The organism is Sphingomonas aerophila (assembly GCF_014199305.1).
GTDB classification, from domain to species: Bacteria; Pseudomonadota; Alphaproteobacteria; order Sphingomonadales; family Sphingomonadaceae; genus Sphingomonas; species Sphingomonas aerophila.
Window position 1 is genome coordinate 71,091 of sequence record NZ_JACIJK010000003.1, and the last position, 20,156, is coordinate 91,246.

The 20,156-nt window shown below is 67.0% G+C and carries 18 protein-coding genes and 1 tRNA gene; 10 read left to right on the top strand and 9 right to left on the bottom strand.

Annotation, left to right across the window (positions count from 1 at the left end; translation table 11 throughout):
• Positions 1–15 precede the first annotated feature (15 nt).
• The 5 genes from FHS94_RS05245 to FHS94_RS05265 are packed head-to-tail and all read right to left on the bottom strand — an operon-like array spanning position 16 to position 3,365.
• Positions 16–507, bottom strand: a complete 492-nt coding sequence (locus FHS94_RS05245; RefSeq protein WP_184055422.1) for a hypothetical protein — start codon at positions 505–507, stop codon at positions 16–18.
• Positions 504–851, bottom strand: a complete 348-nt coding sequence (locus tag FHS94_RS05250) for a hypothetical protein (RefSeq protein WP_184055424.1) — start codon at positions 849–851, stop codon at positions 504–506. Before FHS94_RS05250 ends, FHS94_RS05245 begins: the two co-directional genes overlap by 4 nt.
• A 58-nt stretch (positions 852–909) precedes the next feature.
• Positions 910–1,344, bottom strand: coding sequence for a CoA-binding protein (locus FHS94_RS05255; RefSeq protein ID WP_184055426.1), 435 nt, complete (start codon positions 1,342–1,344; stop codon positions 910–912).
• A 46-nt stretch (positions 1,345–1,390) separates the two neighbouring features.
• Positions 1,391–2,401, bottom strand: coding sequence for a D-cysteine desulfhydrase family protein (locus FHS94_RS05260; RefSeq protein ID WP_343055175.1), 1,011 nt, complete (start codon positions 2,399–2,401; stop codon positions 1,391–1,393).
• A gap of 16 nt (positions 2,402–2,417) precedes the next feature.
• Complete coding sequence (locus FHS94_RS05265; RefSeq protein ID WP_184055430.1) at positions 2,418–3,365, bottom strand: Mrp/NBP35 family ATP-binding protein; 948 nt, start codon at positions 3,363–3,365, stop codon at positions 2,418–2,420.
• A gap of 71 nt (positions 3,366–3,436) precedes the next feature.
• On the opposite strand from FHS94_RS05265, the gene hflK reads away from it, so the two are divergent.
• From hflK to FHS94_RS05290, 5 genes are all read left to right on the top strand, one after another.
• Complete coding sequence (gene hflK / locus FHS94_RS05270; protein ID WP_184055432.1) at positions 3,437–4,582, top strand: protease modulator HflK; 1,146 nt, start codon at positions 3,437–3,439, stop codon at positions 4,580–4,582.
• Positions 4,579–5,448 (top strand): protease modulator HflC, encoded by an 870-nt coding sequence (hflC, locus tag FHS94_RS05275; RefSeq protein WP_184055434.1) that lies wholly within the window; start codon positions 4,579–4,581, stop codon positions 5,446–5,448. The genes hflK and hflC overlap by 4 nt, the downstream gene beginning before the upstream one ends.
• 137 nt (positions 5,449–5,585) lie before the next feature.
• The gene (locus FHS94_RS05280) at positions 5,586–7,121 is read left to right on the top strand and encodes a Do family serine endopeptidase (RefSeq protein ID WP_184055436.1); all 1,536 of its coding nucleotides are present in this window, start codon (positions 5,586–5,588) and stop codon (positions 7,119–7,121) included.
• A gap of 99 nt (positions 7,122–7,220) precedes the next feature.
• On the top strand, positions 7,221–8,891 hold the full coding sequence (locus tag FHS94_RS05285) for a helicase HerA-like domain-containing protein (RefSeq protein ID WP_184055438.1): 1,671 nt from the start codon (positions 7,221–7,223) through the stop codon (positions 8,889–8,891).
• 105 nt (positions 8,892–8,996) lie between these two features.
• A complete protein-coding gene (locus tag FHS94_RS05290) occupies positions 8,997–10,232 on the top strand; it encodes a M20 metallopeptidase family protein (protein WP_184055440.1) in 1,236 nt (411 codons plus the stop codon).
• A gap of 18 nt (positions 10,233–10,250) precedes the next feature.
• Here the strand turns inward: FHS94_RS05290 and FHS94_RS05295 are convergent, their stop codons facing one another.
• Genes FHS94_RS05295 through aroA form a run of 4 tightly spaced genes read right to left on the bottom strand, consistent with a single transcriptional unit; the run spans position 10,251 to position 13,648 of the window.
• A complete protein-coding gene (locus FHS94_RS05295; protein ID WP_184055442.1) occupies positions 10,251–10,607 on the bottom strand; it encodes a response regulator in 357 nt (118 codons plus the stop codon).
• A 47-nt stretch (positions 10,608–10,654) separates the two neighbouring features.
• Positions 10,655–11,296, bottom strand: coding sequence for a (d)CMP kinase (gene cmk / locus FHS94_RS05300; protein WP_184055444.1), 642 nt, complete (start codon positions 11,294–11,296; stop codon positions 10,655–10,657).
• 16 nt (positions 11,297–11,312) lie between these two features.
• Complete coding sequence (locus FHS94_RS05305) at positions 11,313–12,299, bottom strand: proline iminopeptidase-family hydrolase (RefSeq protein WP_343055176.1); 987 nt, start codon at positions 12,297–12,299, stop codon at positions 11,313–11,315.
• Positions 12,293–13,648, bottom strand: a complete 1,356-nt coding sequence (gene aroA, locus FHS94_RS05310) for a 3-phosphoshikimate 1-carboxyvinyltransferase (protein ID WP_184055446.1) — start codon at positions 13,646–13,648, stop codon at positions 12,293–12,295. The genes FHS94_RS05305 and aroA overlap by 7 nt, the downstream gene beginning before the upstream one ends.
• A 114-nt stretch (positions 13,649–13,762) precedes the next feature.
• Here aroA and FHS94_RS05315 point away from each other — a divergent pair, with 114 nt between their 5' ends.
• From FHS94_RS05315 to FHS94_RS05335, 5 genes are all read left to right on the top strand, one after another.
• Positions 13,763–14,086: a TIGR02300 family protein gene (locus FHS94_RS05315; RefSeq protein WP_184055448.1), complete on the top strand. Its 324-nt coding sequence runs from the start codon at positions 13,763–13,765 to the stop codon at positions 14,084–14,086.
• 78 nt (positions 14,087–14,164) lie between these two features.
• Positions 14,165–14,240, top strand: a tRNA-Ala gene (locus FHS94_RS05320).
• Positions 14,241–14,931: 691 nt separating this feature from the next.
• Entirely contained in the window at positions 14,932–17,115 is a 2,184-nt protein-coding gene (locus tag FHS94_RS05325) for a prolyl oligopeptidase family serine peptidase (protein ID WP_221234577.1), read from the top strand.
• A 271-nt stretch (positions 17,116–17,386) separates the two neighbouring features.
• A complete protein-coding gene (locus FHS94_RS05330; protein WP_184055452.1) occupies positions 17,387–19,048 on the top strand; it encodes a peroxidase family protein in 1,662 nt (553 codons plus the stop codon).
• A gap of 627 nt (positions 19,049–19,675) precedes the next feature.
• Positions 19,676–20,041, top strand: coding sequence for a hypothetical protein (locus tag FHS94_RS05335; RefSeq protein ID WP_184055454.1), 366 nt, complete (start codon positions 19,676–19,678; stop codon positions 20,039–20,041).
• The last annotated feature ends 115 nt before the right edge of the window (positions 20,042–20,156 follow it).

Here is a 20,156-nt window from a genome sequence, read left to right on the forward strand (position 1 = left end):
CGGCCCGGCGGGGCTTTAAGGCAGGACGCGCCCCTTTGTGTTTACTGGTACCGCCGGGTCGTCCAGCGGTATCGCGACCCGCTGCCCAGCGGTGTCGCGGCGGGCGCGGCGGACCTTTCGATCGGCGATTCCGTCCGATACGGCGGTGAACAGGCCCTTCACTGCCGCGGCGACCAGCGGTTGGCCAAAGCCGACCTGGCATCCGCCAATTGAGGCGGCGCAGGGCGTGGAACTGGCATTCAGCGCGCCGATGCCCGTCTTGTTCGGGTTCGACGCCGTGGGGCCGGTCGGCTCGCGTTCGTCGGGCAGCGGCAGGCGGCGGGTATCCGCGCCCTTGCCGCACACCACCACGTCGTTGCCGACCGGGGTAGTGCCGCTGCGGGCGCATGGGTCGGCCAGGATCGAAAAGCTGTTGCCGCTGGGTGCCGAACTGGCGCGCGTAACCGGTGCCGTGGGCTGGGCAGGTATGGCGGCGGCGGCGGCCTGAAGCAACAAGGGTAAGATCATGGGGCGAGCGGCCTCAAGGTTTCGGCATGGACGCCGCCCGCGCCGGCCTTGACCGTGGCACCGGCCATGCCACCCCCGACCAGGAAGGGTGAGAGTTCCTGTACGGGGTTGGTCCGTAGAAGCAGGCGATCGCGCTCGACCAGGACCGCCTCGTGGCGCGGATCGCCCGGCGTGACGGTCAGGTAAGGCACGCGAAAGCGATCGGCGCGACGACGGGCGCAAACGGTTACCACATCCGGGTCGGACGGGTTGAGGCTGCACGGCTGTTCGGGGGCAAGCCGCGCCTGCGCCCGGGCGAGCGCAGGGTCGTCAGCCGCCGCGGCGAGCAGGAGCAGCGCGATCATGGGTGGAGCCTAGACCTCCCCGCCAATCTGTCCAGCGTGGAAAACGCGCGCAAACGGATCAGCCCGCGTCCACCCTGGCGACGCCCAATCTGGGGATGTCGATGGCGGGGCAGCGATCCATCACGACCTTCAGCCCAGCGGCCTCGGCGCGTGCAGCGGCCGCATGGTTGATGACACCCAGTTGCATCCACACGGCCTTTGCCCCGATCGCGATCGCCTCGTCCACCGCTTCCCCGGCCGCCTCTGGCCGGCGAAAGATGTCGACGATGTCGATGGGATCGCCAAGCTGGTGCAGATCGCGGAACACGAACTCGCCATGAACATGCTCGCCCGTGATCTGCGGGTTGATCGGGATGACGCGATAGCCATGCCCCTGGAGGAACCGCATCACGCCATAGGAAGGGCGACTGGGGCGATCGGACGCGCCAACCAGCGCGATGGTGCGGGCGCCCTCCAGCAGGGCCTTGATATCCTCGTCGCGGGTCAGCGGCATGCGTGATCTCCCATTCGGACAGGAAACGCGCATGGGCCGCGGCGGTTCAGCCGCGAAGGGCGGGCTCATAAGCGAACAGGCCGGGTAAGCCGCCGGTCATCACGAACAGCAGCGGCCCGCCCTCGCGCCACTCACCACTATCGATGGCGGCGAGGAGGCCCGCAAAGGCCTTTCCGCCATAAACCGGGTCTAGCAGCAGCCCCTCCGTGCGCGCGACCAGCCGCACCGCGTCGAACATCGCCTCAGTCGGGACGCCATAGCCGCCGCCGAGTTGGTCGCCCCGCACGACAATGTCCGCCTCCTGGATAGCTGCGTCGGGGTCGAGGAGGTGCAGCGTCCGCTCGGCAAGCTGGCGGCTGTTCTCGATCGCATTGCAAAGCGGCGCCAGCACGGTGAATGAGGTCACGCGCGCAGGGTCGTCCCCCAGCGCCTTCAGCCCGGCAGCAAGCCCGGCATGGGTGCCCGAGCTGCCATTGGGGATCACAACACGGGCAAAGCGGAGACCGAGTTCCCCTTCCTGGCGCTTGATCTCCGCAGCGCAGGCAGCATAGCCAAGGCAGCCGAGCGGGGAGGAACCGCCCGATCCTACGACATAGGGTCGCCTGCCGGCCACCGTCAGCGCGGCGGCCCGATCCTGCGCCGCGGCGAGCGCGTCGGTACCGGCGGGGTGGCGGTGAACGGTTGCGCCGAACAGCCGGTCGAGCAGGACGTTGCCGTTGCGGCGATAAGCCTCATCGTCCCGGGGCACCGTGTCGGTCAGCACCAGTTCGCAAGCCATTCCGGCGCGTGCTGAGGCGGCGGCGCTGAGCCGGGCATGGTTCGATTGCCGCGCGCCGGTGGTGATGAAGGTGTCGCAACCCTGCGCCCGCGCTTCGCCAAGCAGATACTCAAGCTTGCGCAGCTTGTTGCCCCCGCCACCCAGGCCCATCAGGTCGTCGCGCTTCACGTACAGCCCGGGCCCGTCCGCAACACCCAGCGCGTGTTCGAGGCGGGACAGGCGCTGGATCGGCGTCGGCCCCTCCAGCAGGGGGAGGCGGGGGTGGCGGACCAGCTGCACGGGTCGGCCTCCTCGATCAGCTGGCAGCCAGCCACTCCGCCACGCGCTCCGCGATCGGGGCGAACACGCGGTCATCGGGATCGGCGGCGGGGGGCTTGCCCGCGTCGGACGCGGTGCGGATGTCGATGGACAGGGGCACACGGCCAAGGAAGGGCACGCCGAGTCGCGCCGCTTCCGCTTCCGCTCCTCCACGGCCGAACGGGTCGGATATCTCGCCGCAATGGGGACACGCATAGCCCGCCATGTTCTCGATCACGCCGATGATAGGCACGCCGGCCTTGGCGAACAGGTCGATCGCGCGGGTGGCGTCGATCAAGGCAAGGTCCTGCGGTGTCGACACGATCACCGCGCCGGCCGGGCGGTGTTTCTGGATCATGGTCAGCTGCACGTCGCCGGTGCCGGGCGGCAGGTCGACGACCAGCGTGTCGGTCGCGCCCCAATCGGCGTCCACCAGCTGCCCAAGCGCGCCCGCGGTCATCGGCCCGCGCCAGGCGATCGCGCGCCCCGGCTCCACCAGCTGCCCCATCGACAACATGGGTACGCCATAAGGGGTCGGAACGGGGTCGAGCCGCTGGTCACGAGCGGTCGGGCGCTCCCCCTCCGCCATCATCAGCCGGGGCTGCGAAGGGCCGTATATGTCCGCGTCGACCAGTCCGACTCGCCGGCCCGCGCGGGCGAGCGCGATGGCCAGGTTGGCGGCGACCGTGGATTTGCCGACCCCGCCCTTGCCCGACGCAACCGCGATCAGGCGCCGGTCCAGACGTTCGGCGGTGACCACGACGCGAACCTCTGCGCCCCGCACGCTGGCGGCGGCGCGGGCGTTGGCTTCCAGTGCATCGCGTTCGGGCGCGGACAGCCCCGTCGCATCGATCACGACACCGACACGCGAGCCCTCGATCCGGACGCTTGCCCGCCGGCCTGCCACTGCGGCGACTGCCGCTTCCACTTCTGCCCGATCGACCATGGCGACCGCATAAGGCCGGTGCGGACGCTTGGCACTGTTTTTGTGCCGGGCCCGTTCCTATAGAAGTCAGCATGACGAACCTGACGGGCTGGCTGCGCCGCCCTTTTTCCCTGCCCTCCATCCTGCGTGCCGAGCCCAAGGGTCCTTGGGGCGGCGGCGGCACTGGCGGTGACGATGGCGCGGGGCCGCGCAATCCGTGGTCGGTTCCGCCCGGCGGGCGCAAGGGGCCGACGACCAGGCCAAGTGCCCTGGACGAGTTCCTGAAGCGCGCCCGCGGCACTGGCGGCGGTGGCGGTGGAAACGGCAGCTCCGGTGGCGGCGGCCTGCCGTCCGGCAACGCGCGGGCGTTGTGGGGCATCGGTGCCGGCATCATCGCGGTGCTGTGGATCGCGCTCACCTCCATCCACGCGATCGGGCCGCAGCAGCAGGGCGTGGTCAGCTATCTTGGCGCTTATGCGGGAACCCTTGATCCCGGCATTCGGCTGACGCTGCCAGCGCCGATTGCCACGGTGCGCAAGGTCGACGTGCAGAAGATCCGCACCGACGATTTCCCCAAGGACAATGGGGAAAACCTGATGCTGACCGGCGACCGCAACATTGTCGACCTGGCCTATGCGGTGCGCTGGGACATCAGCAGCCCGCAGAATTTCGTGTTCCAGCTAGCCGAGCCGCAGCAGACGGTGCGCGATGCCGCCGAAAGCGCCATGCGCGCGGTGCTGGCAACGACGACGTTCCAGCAGGCGACGGGCAACGGCCGCACCCTGGTCGAAAGCCGGGTCGCCGACCTGACGCAGGAGATCCTGAACAGCTACAAGTCCGGCGTTCGCGTTCAGGGCGTGTCGATCAAGCAGGCGTCGGCGCCCGCGCGGATCATCGAGGATTTCAACGCGGTCACCGCCGCCCAGCAGGAAGCGTCCGCCAACATCCAGGCGGCGCGTTCCTATGCCAGCCAGGTCGTCGCGCGCGCGCAGGGCGAGGCGGCGGCGTTCGACAAATACTACGATCAGTACAAGCTGTCGCCGGAGGTGACCCGTCGCCGGCTGTACTACGAGACCATGGAGGCCGTGCTGGCGCGCAGTGACAAAACCGTGATCGCGGCGCCCGGTGTGATGCCATACCTGTCGCTGAAGGGGGCGCAGCCCTTGCCGTTGCCGCCCACGGAAACGACGGTGCAGCCCTCCGCTCCGCCTGCCCCCCCGGCGGGAGGCGCACAATGAGCGCTTGGTCCTGGCGTAACCCGGTCTTTATCGGGATCGCGGCGCTGATCGCCGTCATCATCGCGGCGGCGACCTTCGCCATCGTGCCCGAAACGCAGCAGGCGGTGATCCTTCGGTTCGAACAGCCGGTGGGTGACGCGATCAACCGTTACCAGCCCGGGCAAGCCATTGGGCGATCGGGCGCGGGGCTGATCGTGCGTGTGCCGTTCATCGACCGCATCGTCTGGGTCGATAAGCGCGTACTGAACCTGGACCTGGAGGACACGCCCGTGCTGTCCACCGACCAGATCCGCGTCAACGTCGATGCTTTTGCCCGCTTCCGCGTGGTCGACCCGCTGCGCATGGTGGTGACGGCCGGGAGCGAGCTGGGGGTGGAGAACCAGCTGAAGCCGATCTTCGGCTCCGCGCTGCGCAACGAGCTTGGCAAGCGGCAGTTCGCCGAATTGCTCAGCCCCGAGCGCGGACGGCTGATGGACAACATCCAGGCCGGGCTGCAGCGCGACGCGCAGAAGTACGGCGTGGAGATCGTCGACGTTCGCATCAAGCATGCGGATCTGCCGGTCGGATCGCCGCTCGACAGCGCGCTGCGCGGCATGCAGGTTCAGCGCCAGCAGGAGGCGAACACGATCCGCGCCCGCGGCCAGCGTGACGCGCAGATCGTGCGGGCCCAGTCGGACGCCGATGCGGCGCGCATCTATGCCGACGCGTTCGGTCGCGATCCGGAATTCTACAACTTTTATCGCGCGATGCAGTCTTACCGCCGCACGTTCGGTGCAGACGGTAATCCGCCGCCATCGGGATCGACCAGTTTCGTGCTGGGGCCGGACAACGCCTATCTCAAGGAATTTGCCGGGCGTGACCGGTAAAGGGCTGGCGAGCGGCACGGGGCGTTCCCACCTGTGCTGCAACCGCCGGCATCATCCGGTCATATTCAATCAGCGTTCAGCCTGTTTACGTCAGTAAACGCGGCAAATTGACGATCAAACGAGAGGAATAGATCCCCTTGCGCAATGCTTACACCCTTACAGGTGCTCTTCTTCTCGGCGGCGCGACCGCAGCACTCGCGCTCCAGCCAGCACCGCCCCAGACGGCCCAGAATGATCCGGGCCAGATTGCCTCGGCCGTGCCGCGCGCCGGTGCGCCAGCGAGCTTCGCCGACCTGGTGGCCAAGTTGCAGCCGGCGGTGGTGAACATCTCCACCACCCAGCGCGTCCAGGTTCAGCAGCAGCAGAACCCGTTCGCCGGCACGCCGTTCGGCGAGCTATTCGGCCAACAGTTCGGCCAGGGCGGCGGCGCGCCAGCGACGCGGGAGGCACAGTCGCTGGGGTCAGGCTTCATCATCTCCGCCGACGGGTATGTGGTCACCAACAACCACGTGATCGCGGCGGGCACCCGCGGCGCGACCGTCGAATCGATCACGGTCACCCTGCAGGATCGCAAGGAGTACAAGGCCCGGCTGATCGGGCGTGACCCGACGTCCGACCTGGCGCTGCTGAAGATCGATGCGACCAACCTGCCGTTCGTGCGGCTGGGTGATTCGACCCGTGCGCGCGTTGGCGACTGGGTGGTCGCGATCGGCCAGCCGTTCGGCCTGGGCGGCACGGTGACGGCGGGCATCGTGTCTGCGGTCCATCGCCAAACCGGCCAGCCGGGCCCGTTCGACACCTTCATCCAGACCGATGCTGCCATCAACCAAGGCAACAGCGGCGGCCCGATGTTCAACATGGCTGGCGACGTGATCGGCATCAACAGCCAGATCTTTTCGCAGTCCGGCGGTAACATCGGCATCGGTTTCGCGATCCCCGCGACCGAGGCGAAGCCGATCATCGACAAGCTGCGCGCTGGCCAGAAAATCCAGCGCGGGTATCTGGGCGTTGGCATCCAGCGCCTGAACGAGGACTTTGCGGCCGCTACCGGCGTCAGCAAGGACCAGGGCGAAATCATCGGTTCGATCGAGCCGGGCGGTCCCGCGTCGCGCTCTGGCCTGCGGGTCGGCGACATCGTGACGAAGGTGAACGGCAAGCAGGTGAATCCAGACCAGACGCTGTCGTCACTGGTGGCGAACACCGCGCCAGGGTCGACGGTTCGCCTGGACGTGATCCGCGAGAACAAGCCGGTGGCCGTGACTGCGACGGTGGGCACCCGCCCATCCGAAGACCAGCTGGCTGCGTTGCAGGGCGGCGGTGACGATGGCGACGGGATCCCTGACGACGACAGCGGTTCGGGCACGGCGCAAACCGCGCCGGGTTCGCTGGGCCTCAGCGTCCAGCCGCTGACCCCGCAGATCGCGCGGTCGCTGGGTGTGGACTCGACCATACAGGGCGTGGTCGTCGCCCAGGCCGATCCGTCGAGCGACGCCGGTCAGAAGCTGAAGCGCGGCGACGTGATCCAGTCGATCAACTCGGTGCCGGTGCGGACGGCAGCGGACCTCGCGCGCGGCGTGGCGTCGGCGAAGGCTGCCGGGCGTGCGCAGGTCTTGCTGCTGGTCAGCCGGGGCCGTGGCAATGCAATCTTCGTTCCGGTGAAGATCAAGAACTGATCGGACCTGATCGGTGGGAGGGGCCGTTGCGGGGAACCGCGGCGGCCCTTTTCTTTTGGTCGTGGCGGATCGATAGCGGGGCGTAGCGGAGGACACTGGATGAGCGACGTTATCCTGATCGGCGCGGGCGTGGGCGGGGCGGATCCGCAGGCGTTGCAATTGCGGCTCGCCAATCGGCACGGACTGATCGCGGGCGCGACGGGCACCGGGAAGACGGTGACCTTGCAGCGCATCGTTGAGGGTTTCTCCGCAGCCGGGGTGCCGTGCTTCGTCGCGGATGTGAAGGGCGACCTCGCGGGGCTCGCCATGGCGGGATCGGCGACGGCCAAGACCTATGCCGCGTTCAGCGCGCGCGCGGCGGAGGTGGGCGATACCGACTGGCGCTCTCGCGACAATCCGACGCAGTTCTGGGATCTGTTCGGCGAGCAGGGGCATCCCATTCGCACAACCGCGACAGAGATGGGGCCATTGCTGCTGCCGCGCCTGCTCGACCTCAGCGAAGCGCAGGAGGGCGTGCTCGCGATCGCCTTTCACGTGGCGGACGAGGAGGGGTTGCCGCTGATCGACCTGGACGACCTCCAGGCGATGCTGGCGGATGTCGCGGGTCGAGCGGGGGAACTGACCACCACCTATGGCAATGTGACCAAGCAGTCGGTGGGCGCGATCCAGCGCGCGCTGTTGCAGTTGCGCAGCCAGGGCGCGGACCACTTCTTTGGTGAGCCGGCGCTGGACCTCGACGACTTCATCGCCGTGGACGACAAGGGGCGGGGCGTCGTCAACGTGCTCGCCGCCGACAAGCTGATGGCGAGCCCACAGCTTTATGCGACGTTCCTGTTGTGGCTGCTGAGCGAGTTGTTCGAGGCGCTGCCGGAGGTGGGCGACCCCGACAAGCCCAAGCTGTGCTTCTTCTTCGACGAAGCGCACCTGCTGTTCGACAACGCACCCGCGGCGCTGCTGACCAAGATCGAACAGGTCGTGCGGCTGATCCGGTCCAAGGGCGTGGGCGTGTACTTCATCACCCAGAACCCGCTCGACATCCCGGACAAGGTGGCCGGGCAGCTCGGCAACCGGGTGCAGCATGCCCTGCGTGCCTTTACCCCGCGCGACCAGGCGGCGGTGCGCGCGGCGGCCGAAACCTTCCGGCCGCGGCCCGGGCTGGACGTGGCGGCGGCGATCACCGAGCTGAAGGTCGGAGAGGCGTTGGTGTCGCTGTTGCAGCCCGATGGCTCGCCGGCGCCGGTCGCCCGTACGCTGATCGCGCCGCCGGGCAGCCGTGTCGGCCCGATCACGCCCGAGGAACGGGGCGTGCTGATCGAGACGGACGCGGTCGGGGACAAGTACGACCACGCCGTCGACCGGGAATCGGCCGAAGAGATGCTCGCTGCCAAGACGCAGGAATCGGCAGCGGCGGCGGCGGAGTCAAAGGCAGCAGGCGCGGCGGAGAAAACGGCGGCTGCCCAGGCCAAGGAGGACGCGCGGGCCGAGCGCGCGCGGTTGGCGGTGGAGCGGGCGGTGCAGCGCGATCAGGAACGCGCGGAAGCTGCGGCACGGCGCGAGGCGGGTCGGGCGCAGACGAGCGACCCCTGGGCCAAGATGGCAACCAGCGCTGCGCGCTCCGCCTCAAGCTCGATTGGGCGGCAGGTCGCCAACGAGATCGGGCGCGAGGTGTTCGGCACCAGCTCGCGCCGGCGGTCGTCGGCCTCGTCGGGCGGTGGGCTGATCGGCAGCGTCGCCCGGTCCATCCTGGGGAACCTGCTGCGGGGTCGATAAGCGCTTGGACCCTGCTGCATGGCGTTCGGCCGCAGGCGCGATCGGGCTTACCAAGGGCGGGCGAGGGCGTTAGTCTGCGGCCCTCACGCGTCGCCGGAGCCCACCATGACCTATCAATCCGATACTAACTGGACCGCGATCGGGGAGGCTGGGCTGGCCGATACGGTGGCGCTGCGACGTGCGATCCATGCGGACCCTGAGATCGGGCTGCAAACGCCACGCACCACGGCCAAGGTGAAGGCGGCAATAGAGGGCCTGCCGCTGGAGTTCCGGGAAGGGCCGTCGACCACCGGGCTGATCGCGATCCTGCGCGGCGGACGTGCCGGTGGCGTGGGTGAGGGCAGCAACGGGCGCACGGTGTTGCTGCGCGGCGACATGGACGCGCTGCCGATGACAGAGGAAACGGGGCTCGACTTCGCGAGCCGAACCCCCGGCGCGATGCATGCCTGTGGCCATGACACGCACACGGCGATGCTGGTCGGCGCGGCCAAGGCGCTGTGCGCGCGGAAGGAAGAGCTGCCGGGCACGATCGTGTTCATGTTCCAGCCGGGTGAGGAGGGCTATCACGGCGCCCGCTTCATGATGGAGGACGGGCTGCTGGCAGACCCGGCACCCGAGGCGGCGTTCGCGCTCCACATCAGCCCCAACATGCCATCGGGCGTGGTGGTGACGCGGCCGGGGCCGCTGCTCGCCTCCGCCAACACGGTGCATGCGCGGGTCAACGGGCGCGGCGGCCACGCCGCCATGCCGCACGAGAATATCGATCCCGTACCGATCGCGTGCGAGATCGTGGGCGCGTTGCAGACATTCATCGCCAGGCGGGTTCCGGTGAGCGACCCCGCCGTGCTGTCGATCACGCGGATGCTGGCGGATGGCGGCGCGCACAACATCGTGCCCGACAGCGTCGAAATGCTGGGAACATTGCGCACCCTGTCGGAGCCGACCCGGGCGTTGATGTTCGACGCGTTCAAGCGGATAGTGACCAACATTGCGGCGGCGCATGGGGCCACGGCGGAAGCGTGGATCGACGACGGCTATCCCGTCACCATGAACGATCCGCGCGCCATCGACTTGGTACGCGGCTGTGCAACGGCGCTGGGCGGTGAAGGCGCCTACAGCACCATGAAGGCGCCGATGATGGGCGGCGAGGATTTTTCCTATGTCCTGCGCGACGTGCCGGGCGCCATGTCATTCATCGGCGTTGCCCCTCCCGGAACGGACCCTGCCACCAACCCGCCGCTCCACAATACCCGCATGACGGTGGACGAGGCGATCATGGCCCGCGGGATCGCATTGCATTGCGCGGTGGCGGAGCGGTTCCTGGCAAACGGCTTCAGCTGACGGCCGCCGCGTCGCCTTTCAGGCGACGAGCAGGCTGGTGAGCTGACTGGCCGTATAGGGTTTGGGCAGGAACGAGGCCGATGCCGGCAGCGTGCGCTGCGCCGTTTCGGGCGATCCGGAGGTGATGAACACGGGGATGTCAGGACGGCGTCGGCTGACCTCCTCCGCCAGCGCCACGCCGTCGATCGGCCCGGGCATGATCACGTCGGTGAACAGGGCGCTCACCTCAGGTCGTGCGTCGAGCAACTCCAGCGCCTGCAAGGCGTCATTGGCGACCAGCACCGACAGCCCCGCATTCTCTAGCAGGATGCGGGCGTTCAGAAGGATCAGGTGGTCATCTTCGACCACGAGAACGGTACGCTGGTTTACTGGCATGACGATAGAACCGAGATTAAGCCAGGTCGTTCCAAAAAAGGAAATGTTTACAGTTTGTTAACCTTGTTTCGGGCTCGCTGGCCCTCGACAAGCTGGATCGCACGTTCGACTGACGCCTCGATCGACAGGAAGCTGGTGTCGAGCAGCGCGGCGTCGTCCGCCATGGCCAGCGGCGCAGTGGAGCGGCTGGCGTCACGCTGATCGCGGGCACGGATGTCGGCCAGGACCCGGTCGAAGCTGACGGTGGAACCGTGGGATTGCAGCTCCGCGTGACGGCGCTTGGCGCGGATCTGCGGCGTTGCTTTCACAAAGAGCTTAGCGTCCGCGTCGGGTGCGATCACCGTGCCGATGTCCCGCCCGTCGAGAACCGCGCCGCCCGGCTGATGGGCGAACCGCTTCTGCCGGGCGAGCAACGCCGCACGGACGAGCGGGTGGGCCGAGACGAGGGAAGCAAGCTGCCCGACCTCGTCCGACCGCAGAACGGGATCCGCTAGCGTCAGTTCATCGAAATCGCATGCCGCGACGGCATCGGCTTCCTTGGAGGGGTCGAGTTCCAGGCGGCGCACGGTAGCCGCGACGGCGCGATAAAGCAGGCCGGTGTCGAGGTGCGGCAGGTTGTAGTGGCGGGCCAGTGCCTTGGCCACCGTGCCCTTGCCCGATGCGGCGGGTCCGTCGACGGCGATAATCATGCTGTGAGTCTTTCGGTCATGCGTCGTGCCGTTCCAGCCAGCCCGACACGATGCCGAGTGTTTCGGTGGGACGATCGCCGAACAGGCCATGGGCGGCGCCAGGCACGGTGGCGAATTCAGCGCCGGCTACACGAGCAGCGAACCCGGCGAGGGTGGAAGGGCGAGCCTCATCATATTGGCCGCCCAGAAACAAGGTTTGGTCGCCGTCCAGCCGCGCGAGCAGCGGTTCCCCATCATAGTCGCGCAGGCTGCCGGTCGAACTGAACTCCGACCCGCCCCACATCGCGCGGTACATGTCGTCGTTGGTCCCGCGACCGCTCACGGTCCGGGCATAGGCGATCGCTGCCGGGGAGGGGGGCTCCCGACCGTTGAACGCGCCGTAGAAGGCGCCGGTGGCCGCGGTGCAGGCGGGGGCAGGGCGTGCGTCGCAAGCGGTCAGTACTTTCTGCACCGCCTCCGGCAATTGTCGGCGGAGTGCGTCGGCATCGGCGATCCAGGCGCGGGTCGATACGAGCGGGCTGGCGAGCACAGTGCTGAGGAGGCCGGCAGGGCGCCGCGCGGCATATTCCAGCGCAACCGTGCCGCCCCAGCTATGGCCGAGCAGGTGCAGCCGGGCGAGACCCAAGGCCTGGCGGATCGCGTCAACCTCGCTGACGAAGTGCGGCACGGTCCACCAGCCGCGCCCGGCGGGACGGTCCGAGCGGCCGCAGCCGAGCTGGTCGTAGAGGATCACGGCGCGATCGGTCGCGAGCGCGGTGGCAGGCATCAGCGATCCGTGCGTGCCGCCCGGACCGCCATGAACCAGGATCAGCGGAGGAAGGGCAGCTGACAGGTCGCCGTTGACCCGGACATAGACTCGGCCGCCGTCAGGGACGGGCACCATCAACTCACGCGTCGGTGCAGGCCAGGTGGCCGGCTGAAGCGGCGCCCGCCGAAAGGACAGGGCGGGCGCCGCTGCGGTGATCGCCAGCCCGGCGATCAGCCCGCGGCGGCTGATCAGCACGCCGCCCCAACTGTCCGCAACAAGGGCAGAAAGTTAGGAAAACTGGTGGCGATCGGCGCTGCGTCGTCGATCTCCACGGGCGCCGAGGCATGAAGCCCGGCCACCGCGAAGCTCATCGCGATGCGGTGGTCCAGCCGGGTCGCGATCGGGCCACCGCCGGCAAAGGGCTCGCCATCGCGGCCATGGACGACGAGGCCGTCGGGCAACTCCTCCACCGAAACGCCGATCGCGGTCAGGCCAGCGGCCATTGTCGCGATCCGGTCCGATTCCTTCACCCGCATCTCCTCGATGCCCGCGATGCGGCTGGTGCCCTTTGCCAGAGCGGCAGCGACGAACAGGACAGGGAACTCGTCGATCATCGACGGCGCGGCGGCGGGGTCGGGATCGCAGGCGGTCAGGCGGGCATGGCGGACGCGCAGGTCTGCGACCGGCTCGCCGCCAACAGTGCGGGGCGACACCTCCTCGATGTCGGCGCCCATCGCCCGGAGCGCCGCGAACAGGCCGGACCGGGTCGGGTTCAGCCCGACATTCAGGATAGTGATGTCGCTGCCGGGCACGATTGTGGCCGCGACCGCGAAGAAGGCCGCGGAGGACGGGTCGCCCGGTACGACAATGGTCTGCGGTTTCAGCTCCGCTTCGCCGGTGAGCATGATCACCCGGCCTTCTGGCGTGGGCTCCACCGTGAGCTGCGCGCCGAAACCGGCGAGCATGCGCTCGCTATGATCGCGGGTCGGCACAGGCTCGATAACCGTGGTCGTGCCGGGCGTGTTGAGGCCGGCGAGCAGGATCGCGGACTTCACTTGCGCGGACGCGACGGGGAGCGTGTAGCGAATCGGCACGGCGGGGTAGAGACCGCGGACGGTCAGCGGCAGGCGGCCGCCCGGTGCCGGCGTGATATCAGCGCCCATGTCCGACAAGGGAGCAATGACGCGCCCCATCGGCCGGCCGGACAAGGATGCATCGCCAACAAAGGTCGCGGTGATTGGGTGCGAGGCGACAAGCCCCATCAGCAGGCGCGTGGACGTGCCCGAATTACCCATGTCGAGCGCCTGTGTGGGCTGAAGCAGCCCGCCGACGCCAACGCCGCTGACTCGCCATTCGCCCGGGCCCAGCCGCTCTGCCTGTGCGCCCATCGCCCGTACCGCGGCGGCCGTGGCGATCACATCCTCCCCCTCCAGCAGCCCCGAAATCTGGCTTGTCCCGACGGCCAGCGCGGACAGCATCAGCGATCGGTGGCTGATCGACTTATCACCCGGCACGGCGACCTCGCCCCGCAAAGGCCCGCTGGCGCGGATCGACAATGGCTGCGCAGCGGCGTGCGATGAGTGCGGGGAGGAAGGTGCTGACATGAGGGAAGCGGGCTTTTGACAGCGCCCTTGCGCTATGGCAAGGCGCCCCCCACGTCGCGGGAGCGGGCATCAGCCCGCCTCCCGCATACCCGTATCCGAAAGGCTTTCTGCGGCATGATCAAGCCGGAATGGGGCACGAAGCGCACGTGCCCGAAATGCGCGACGCGCTTTTACGACCTTCAGAAGGACGACCCCGTCACCTGCATCAACTGCGGGTATGGCTGGGAGCCCGAGCCTATCCTCAAGTCCAAGCAGCCCCTCGCATTCGAGGTGGTCAAGGCCGACACACAGAAGCCCGATGCGGACCTGGAAGGGGACGATGAGGATCTGGCGGCAATCACGGCCGAGGACGAAGAGCCGTCGGCCGATGACGAGGTCGATCTGGGCGGCGACGACGATTTGGGCGTCGAAACCAACAACGACGAAGACGAACATTGATTTGGTCTGGCAAGCGGCGCGAAAGCCCGCTTGCCAAGCCCGGCGCGCCCCGCTAGTGGGGCCGCCTTCCCGGGGTGTGGGGCCGTAGCTCAGCTGGGAGAGCGTCGCAATGGCATTGCGAAGGTCAGGGGTTCGATCCCCCTCGGCTCCACCATTCTAGAATCCCACCCTCAATGTTTTCGGGATCGCCGGCCGCGCGCCATTGGCGGTCTGTACCGACCGGCGGTTCGCGCACGTTCGCAGAGGCGACTTTCTTCAGAAGAAGCCCCGCTCTGGCAGGGAGCTGCTCCGCCTTGGCGGGAAGCGCGACGCGTCGTCTAGAATGACGGGCCGGACTAGGTAGCTTTCGCTCTATCATTGTCCTTCGGGCACCGCCGAACGTCGGCGCACTTTAGGACGAAGATACACTCAGGCCGAGCACTGCTCCTCCCAGTGCAGGCTGATCGTGCTCGCAGTCAGCCTGTCCGCCGCTGAACGGAAAGTCGTCACTGGTCGCCGCTAAGTTTCAAGCCGATAGGCCGACCGACCATAACGGCGTTGAGTGAGCTGTCGCTTTTGACCGAGCCCCGCCCCAAAGATCGTGATCCAAGACGGCTCAGCGAGTGCTCGGAAAAATCCGAGCAAGTGCGTCAAAGGTCCGATCGACCGTAAAAGACAGAACTGGCTAGCTCGGCGATGCCAACGGTGAAACAGCGTGCAAAGGCAGCCCAAGCTAGTATCGGATGAAGTAAATATACGTATCAGACTGTCCAGCACTCGATACAAACTCGACACTTCTCCAGCCCTATGCCAGCCTGCTCTCCGTCATGATGGCGCCGTTCTCAAACGGCGTAAGCCGGGGGGCTATGATGGATCGCCGTTACTTTGTGAGAGCCATGGTCGCGACCGTTGCGGTCGGGCTGCCCAAGACTTTGTTCGCACAAGGTGCAAAGCCGCCGCTGGCGAAAACCGGGTCAGCCGTCGACACACGGCTCGGCTTCACGCTGCCGGACCCGTATCGGTGGATGGAAGATCCGAAAGATCCGGCGTGGGAACCCTGGATGCGCGCGCAGGCAGCATATGCGCGAAAGGCGCTGGACGCGCTGCCGGATCGTGACGCGATAGCTCGTCGTATTAGCGCCCTCACTGGTGATCTGCCTGTCACCTCCAGGGTCGAGCGCGCTGGCGACAAGGTCTTCGTCGAGTTTCGCCCGGGCGGTGCCAGTGTCGCCAAGCTCTATGTCATCGACAATGTGGGCGGCGAGAAGCGACTGCTGGTCGATCCCGAGGCGATCAAGAATCCCGATGGAGCCCATACCAGCCTCGACTGGTGGCACGCGTCCAATGACGGCGCGCTGATCGCCTATGGCCTGTCGCCGGCAGGATCCGAAGAGTCGGTGCTGCGCGTGCTCCGGGTGGCGGACGGGTCGCACTTTCCCGAAGCGATCGACCGGGCACGGTTCGCCAATCCGCAATGGCTGCCCGACGGGTCTGGATTCTTCTACGTCCGGGTGCGCGAGGGCGCGGTGCGTGGCGCGCCAGACTATTACCTCAACACCGTCGCCTGGCTTCACCGGCTCGGCACTGACCCGAAGGAGGACAGCCGAATCGTCGGCGGGGGCGACACGGTGGATGGGTACAAGGTGCTGCCCATTGATTTCCCGTTCGTGTTCACCGCGCCCGGATCAGACTTCGCGGCTCTTGTCCCCTATGGCGGAGTGCGGCGGGAGAACAGCGTCCTGGTCGCGCCATTGGCCGATGTCGCTGCCGGGCGAGCACGCTGGAAGGCCGCTGCACGGTTGGAGGACCAGGCGACCGCATTCACGATGCACGGCAGCGATCTGTACCTCCTAAGCGAGAAAGGGGCTCCTCTTGGCCGTATCCTGAAGCTGGACGCGGCAAACCCGGACATCACGCGCGCGCTGGTAGTGGTGCCTGAAGCAAGAACGCCGGTCGAAACGGCGGATGTGGGGTTGGTCGCCGCAAGCGACGGCGTCTACTTCGCGCGTCAGAATGGTGGGCCGATGACGCTCCACCGGGTGGCGCCGAGTGGCGCGGTGAGCGACATCGCCATGCCGTTCGATGCTGGCATCTTTGCCGCCTACGGCTCGCCCGATAAGCCTGGTGTAGACGTGCGAATGGCGGGATGGGTGCAGCCCTTCGGCATCTGGCGCGCGCAGCCTGATGGCAGGTTGATCGACACGGGGCTGAGCCCCAAGCCAAGCTTTTCGACTGCGGCTTACAAATCCACGCGCCTGATCGCGACCGCGCGCGACGGAACCAAGGTGCCGGTGTCGATCATCGCGAAGCGCGGACTGAAGCGCGACGGGTCGGCCCCGGCGCTCGGTCAATGCTATTCCAGCTACGGGATATCGGCATCGCCCGTGTTCTCGCCTCGGTTTCTGGCATTTCTGGAGCGAGGGGGCGTCCTGTTCGAGGTGCACGCACGCGGTGGCGGCGAGTTCGGGGCCCCCTGGTGGCGCGCGGGCCAGAAGGCCAACAAGCACCATACGTGGCAGGACTTCATCGACGGAACCGAAGCGGTGATCCGCGCCGGCTGGACCTCGACGCCGCGTTTGACGATCATGGGCACGTCCGCCGGAGGGATCGCGGTCGGCAACGCGCTGGCTGAGCGGCCCGATCTGTTCGCCGCTGCGGTCGACAACGTCGGCTGGACCAATACGTCCCGCGCGGGCGTGGAGCAGAACTCCGCGCCCAACTTCCCTGAATTTGGCGATCCGACCAACGATGCCGAGTACCGGGGACTGGTGGCGATGGATGCCTACCAAAAGATCAAGGATGGGGTGCGCTACCCGGCCGTGCTCGCCATCACAGGGATGACCGATCCTCGGGTCGCACCATGGCACCCGGCCAAATTCGCGGCACGGTTGCAAAAGGCGTCCGTCGGCGGTCCGGTGCTGCTCCGCGTGACTTTCGATGCAGGACATGGCGTTGGATCGACACGGCAACAGTCGGACGACCAATGGGCGGATATCTTTGCCTTCGCCTTGTCGCAGGGGCGCGCACGGGGCCTTCAACGGCCAGCGTGATTGACCTGAGCTGACGCCCCCCGTCGCCGGGTGGCAAGCTAGTACGCGTCGCCGAATCGCGCGTGGTCGGCGATTGGTGGGCAGCCCGGTTGCGCGTGCATGCAGCGACGTGGCGAGCGCCAGCGTAGAAACACGTAGTGGCGCGCGAACCCCGTCCCCGCTTTTGCTTTCTGTTATGAAATTGAGAGCTTGCGGTGACTGGCCGATCCTCATCGGGGTCACACCCAGGCGAACCTAGCAGCCAGCAATCGGCAAGCTTCTTGGAGAGAACATGGCGCGCTCGCATTTCCAAGGTGATCATCGTGGCTTGGCGGCTGCGGCAGATGGCGAATTCGGGCGCTTCGGCCGGATGTTCGGGGGGCTGGAGGGGCCGGAGTTCGACGAAGGGGCCCTGGCCGCCCTGGCAACGTCGATGATCAAGGACGACGCCGGCCAGTTCTTCAACGTCGCGGACAGCGACGAGAATGTACGATTGCCGGCGGGGTACACGTATTTCGGACAGTTCGTCGATCACGACCTGACGCTCGACAAGACTTCGATCGGGGATGCCGAGGCCGATCCTGAAGCTATCTCGAACTTCAGGACGGCCGCGCTCGATCTCGACTGCGTCTATGGGAACGGGCCGGGCGGGGATGTCATCCTGTATGACGAGAAGTATCGTTTCCGGCTTTCAAGCCACCGCATCGGTCCTGCGCCAAGCGGGCCGAACGCCACGCGAACCCAGTTCGACCATCGCCGCGACAAGGACGGTGTCGCGCTGATCGGCGACCCGCGAAACGACGAGAACACGCTGGTCGCGCAGATCCACCAGGCTTTCACGGTGTTCCACAATAGGATCCTGGGAACCGACGCGCTGATGAACGGCGTGCAAAGCACCAGCGAGCGCTTCCGCAGGGCAGCTCGCCTGGCCCGATGGCATTATCAATGGGTGGTCCTGCACGACTATCTGAAGCGCATCTGCCAGCCGGAGGTATATCGAGACATCGTCAACCCTGGCGGTACCCCGCGCCTTCGGCTCTATCCCAAGCCGGGCGACGTCGCCGCATACCCCTATATGCCGATCGAGTTCGCAGCGGCCGCCTACCGGTTCGGTCACTCGATGGTTCGCCCATCCTATGCCCTTAATGCGGTTGTCGGCACCCAGCAAGCTCCGCCCCCGCACACGAGGGTTCCGATCTTCCGCGCGGATACGACAAACAAGCTTAAAGACCTTCGAGGGTTCCGGCGCATACCTGAACATTGGGGCATCGATTGGAGCTATTTCCTCGAACTTGAAGGCGAGGCGCCCGACGTCCAGGGCGGCGAGGGACTGCTCCAGCCGGCTTATCGGATCGATACAATGCTCGTCGATCCGCTGCGGCTGCTGGTGAACCCGGATCTACAGGGCCGCAAACCAATCGAACGAAACCTCGCGTACCTGAACCTGTTGCGGGGCTCGCGATTGCGGCTTCCGACCGCGGAGCAGGTTGGCCAGGCTATGAGCGTCGGCAGCTTTCCCGCTGCACGGTTCCCGATGCTGACCCCAGAGCAGATCTGGTCCGCCGGCTCGCGGAACAATGCTTCCTTCTCCGGCAGCACGGGCGATGCCGGCATCGACGCCGCGCGCGATGCCCGACGTCCCCTGCTCGACAGTTTCGGCGCGAACACGCCACTCTGGTACTACGTGCTGCGCGAAGCGGAATGGTATGGCACCTGGGATCCCGGCGACACCGACGATATGCCCGCGGCTGAGCGTGGCGGGAACGACAAGCTGGGTGGCCATCACCTCGGTCCGATCGGCAGCACCATCGTGCTGGAAAGCTTTCTTGGCCTGTTGCTGGGTGACCCTGGCTCCTTCATCCACCAGGCGGGCTGGCGCCCCATGGCGCCGATCGCGCCAACCGGTACGGACAATTTTGAACTGAAGCATCTTATTCACTGGGCGCTTGGCTGATCTGGTGTCCTTTGGTCTGCCTGCCGTGACCAGGCACAGTTTGCTCGAACCTAGCGTTTTACCCGGCCCGATCAGCGAGGGACCAAATCGCGGGGCGCCAGAAGAACAGATCAGTTCGAGGTGTGGCGCGGGATTGAGTTGACCGCCGGTAATCATGAACGGTTGGCCAATGGTGGCGAACCAAACTGCCAGCGTGAATGTCTGGATGTGGGCTCTTCAAGACACGGCCTGTCGAGCAGTTCCGCTAGGTTCGCGCCGCGCGCGCTAGTTGTGCGCGACACGGGAAACAGACACCCTCTCGCAAGCTGTCCGAGGAACATGACGATGCGAGGAGTCCTTGTTGCTCTTGCTGCGATAAGCGCTTTCGCGGTGCCAAGCGTTGCAGGCGCTCAGGCAACCACGCGCCCATGCGGCGCGGCCGAGGAGCCCGGACCGGCCTGCTTGCTCGCCCGCCAGGTAATCACGTCACTTCCGGCGGGCGATGTCTACTGGCACCTCGACCGCTTTTCGTCCCGGACCGCCGCTTCCGCCGCAGGCATCAGGTCGAGCGTCGTCGTCGAGGCTTTCGGATCCACTTGGCTGTTCACCGTGGCAAGCAAAGGCTGGCGGGCCAGGAAAGGGAAGCACGTGGCAGATGTCGGGCCACTTCAGGTCGCGCCAGCGTCGACCTACACCGCGGAGTATCTTCGGTCGGTGTTCCTTCCGGGCACGACGGCGCCGTTGCACACGCACTCGGGGCCGGAAGCCTTCTTCGCCCTCACCGGGGACACGTGCCTCGAAAGCCCCAATCGGGCGAGAGTCGCGCGCGGGCGGGGCAACAGCTTGATGATCGAGGCAGGGCCGCCCATGCTGCTCATGGCGATCGGCAAGGTGTCCCGACGAGGCTTCGCACTCATCCTGCACGATGCGAACCAGCCAGCGACCACGATGACCAAGGCGTGGCAACCGCAAGGGCTTTGTGCAGCAAGGTTTGCAGCCGACCAGACCCAGTAAGTCCGCACCAGCAAAGGAGTTGCGATGCTCGGGAGAATGGCACTGTGCATGGCTCTAAGCGCCTGCCTCCCCGTTGCCGGGGCTGCTGCCCAGCAACATGATCATGCTGCACCGG

Excerpts from the sequence above, each read along its gene's own strand:
- FHS94_RS05285 (WP_184055438.1), top strand. The coding sequence starts at position 7,221 with ATGAGCGACGTTATCCTGATCGGCGCGGGCGTGGGCGGGGCGGATCCG.
- cmk (WP_184055444.1), bottom strand. The coding sequence starts at position 11,296 with ATGATTATCGCCGTCGACGGACCCGCCGCATCGGGCAAGGGCACGGTG.
- FHS94_RS05330 (WP_184055452.1), top strand. The coding sequence starts at position 17,387 with ATGGCGCGCTCGCATTTCCAAGGTGATCATCGTGGCTTGGCGGCTGCG.
- FHS94_RS05325 (WP_221234577.1), top strand. The coding sequence starts at position 14,932 with ATGATGGATCGCCGTTACTTTGTGAGAGCCATGGTCGCGACCGTTGCG.
- FHS94_RS05245 (WP_184055422.1), bottom strand. The coding sequence starts at position 507 with ATGATCTTACCCTTGTTGCTTCAGGCCGCCGCCGCCGCCATACCTGCC.
- FHS94_RS05315 (WP_184055448.1), top strand. The coding sequence starts at position 13,763 with ATGATCAAGCCGGAATGGGGCACGAAGCGCACGTGCCCGAAATGCGCG.
- FHS94_RS05295 (WP_184055442.1), bottom strand. The coding sequence starts at position 10,607 with ATGCCAGTAAACCAGCGTACCGTTCTCGTGGTCGAAGATGACCACCTG.
- hflC (WP_184055434.1), top strand. The coding sequence starts at position 4,579 with ATGAGCGCTTGGTCCTGGCGTAACCCGGTCTTTATCGGGATCGCGGCG.
- hflK (WP_184055432.1), top strand. The coding sequence starts at position 3,437 with ATGACGAACCTGACGGGCTGGCTGCGCCGCCCTTTTTCCCTGCCCTCC.
- FHS94_RS05290 (WP_184055440.1), top strand. The coding sequence starts at position 8,997 with ATGACCTATCAATCCGATACTAACTGGACCGCGATCGGGGAGGCTGGG.
- FHS94_RS05265 (WP_184055430.1), bottom strand. The coding sequence starts at position 3,365 with ATGGTCGATCGGGCAGAAGTGGAAGCGGCAGTCGCCGCAGTGGCAGGC.
- aroA (WP_184055446.1), bottom strand. The coding sequence starts at position 13,648 with ATGTCAGCACCTTCCTCCCCGCACTCATCGCACGCCGCTGCGCAGCCA.
- FHS94_RS05250 (WP_184055424.1), bottom strand. The coding sequence starts at position 851 with ATGATCGCGCTGCTCCTGCTCGCCGCGGCGGCTGACGACCCTGCGCTC.
- FHS94_RS05255 (WP_184055426.1), bottom strand. The coding sequence starts at position 1,344 with ATGCCGCTGACCCGCGACGAGGATATCAAGGCCCTGCTGGAGGGCGCC.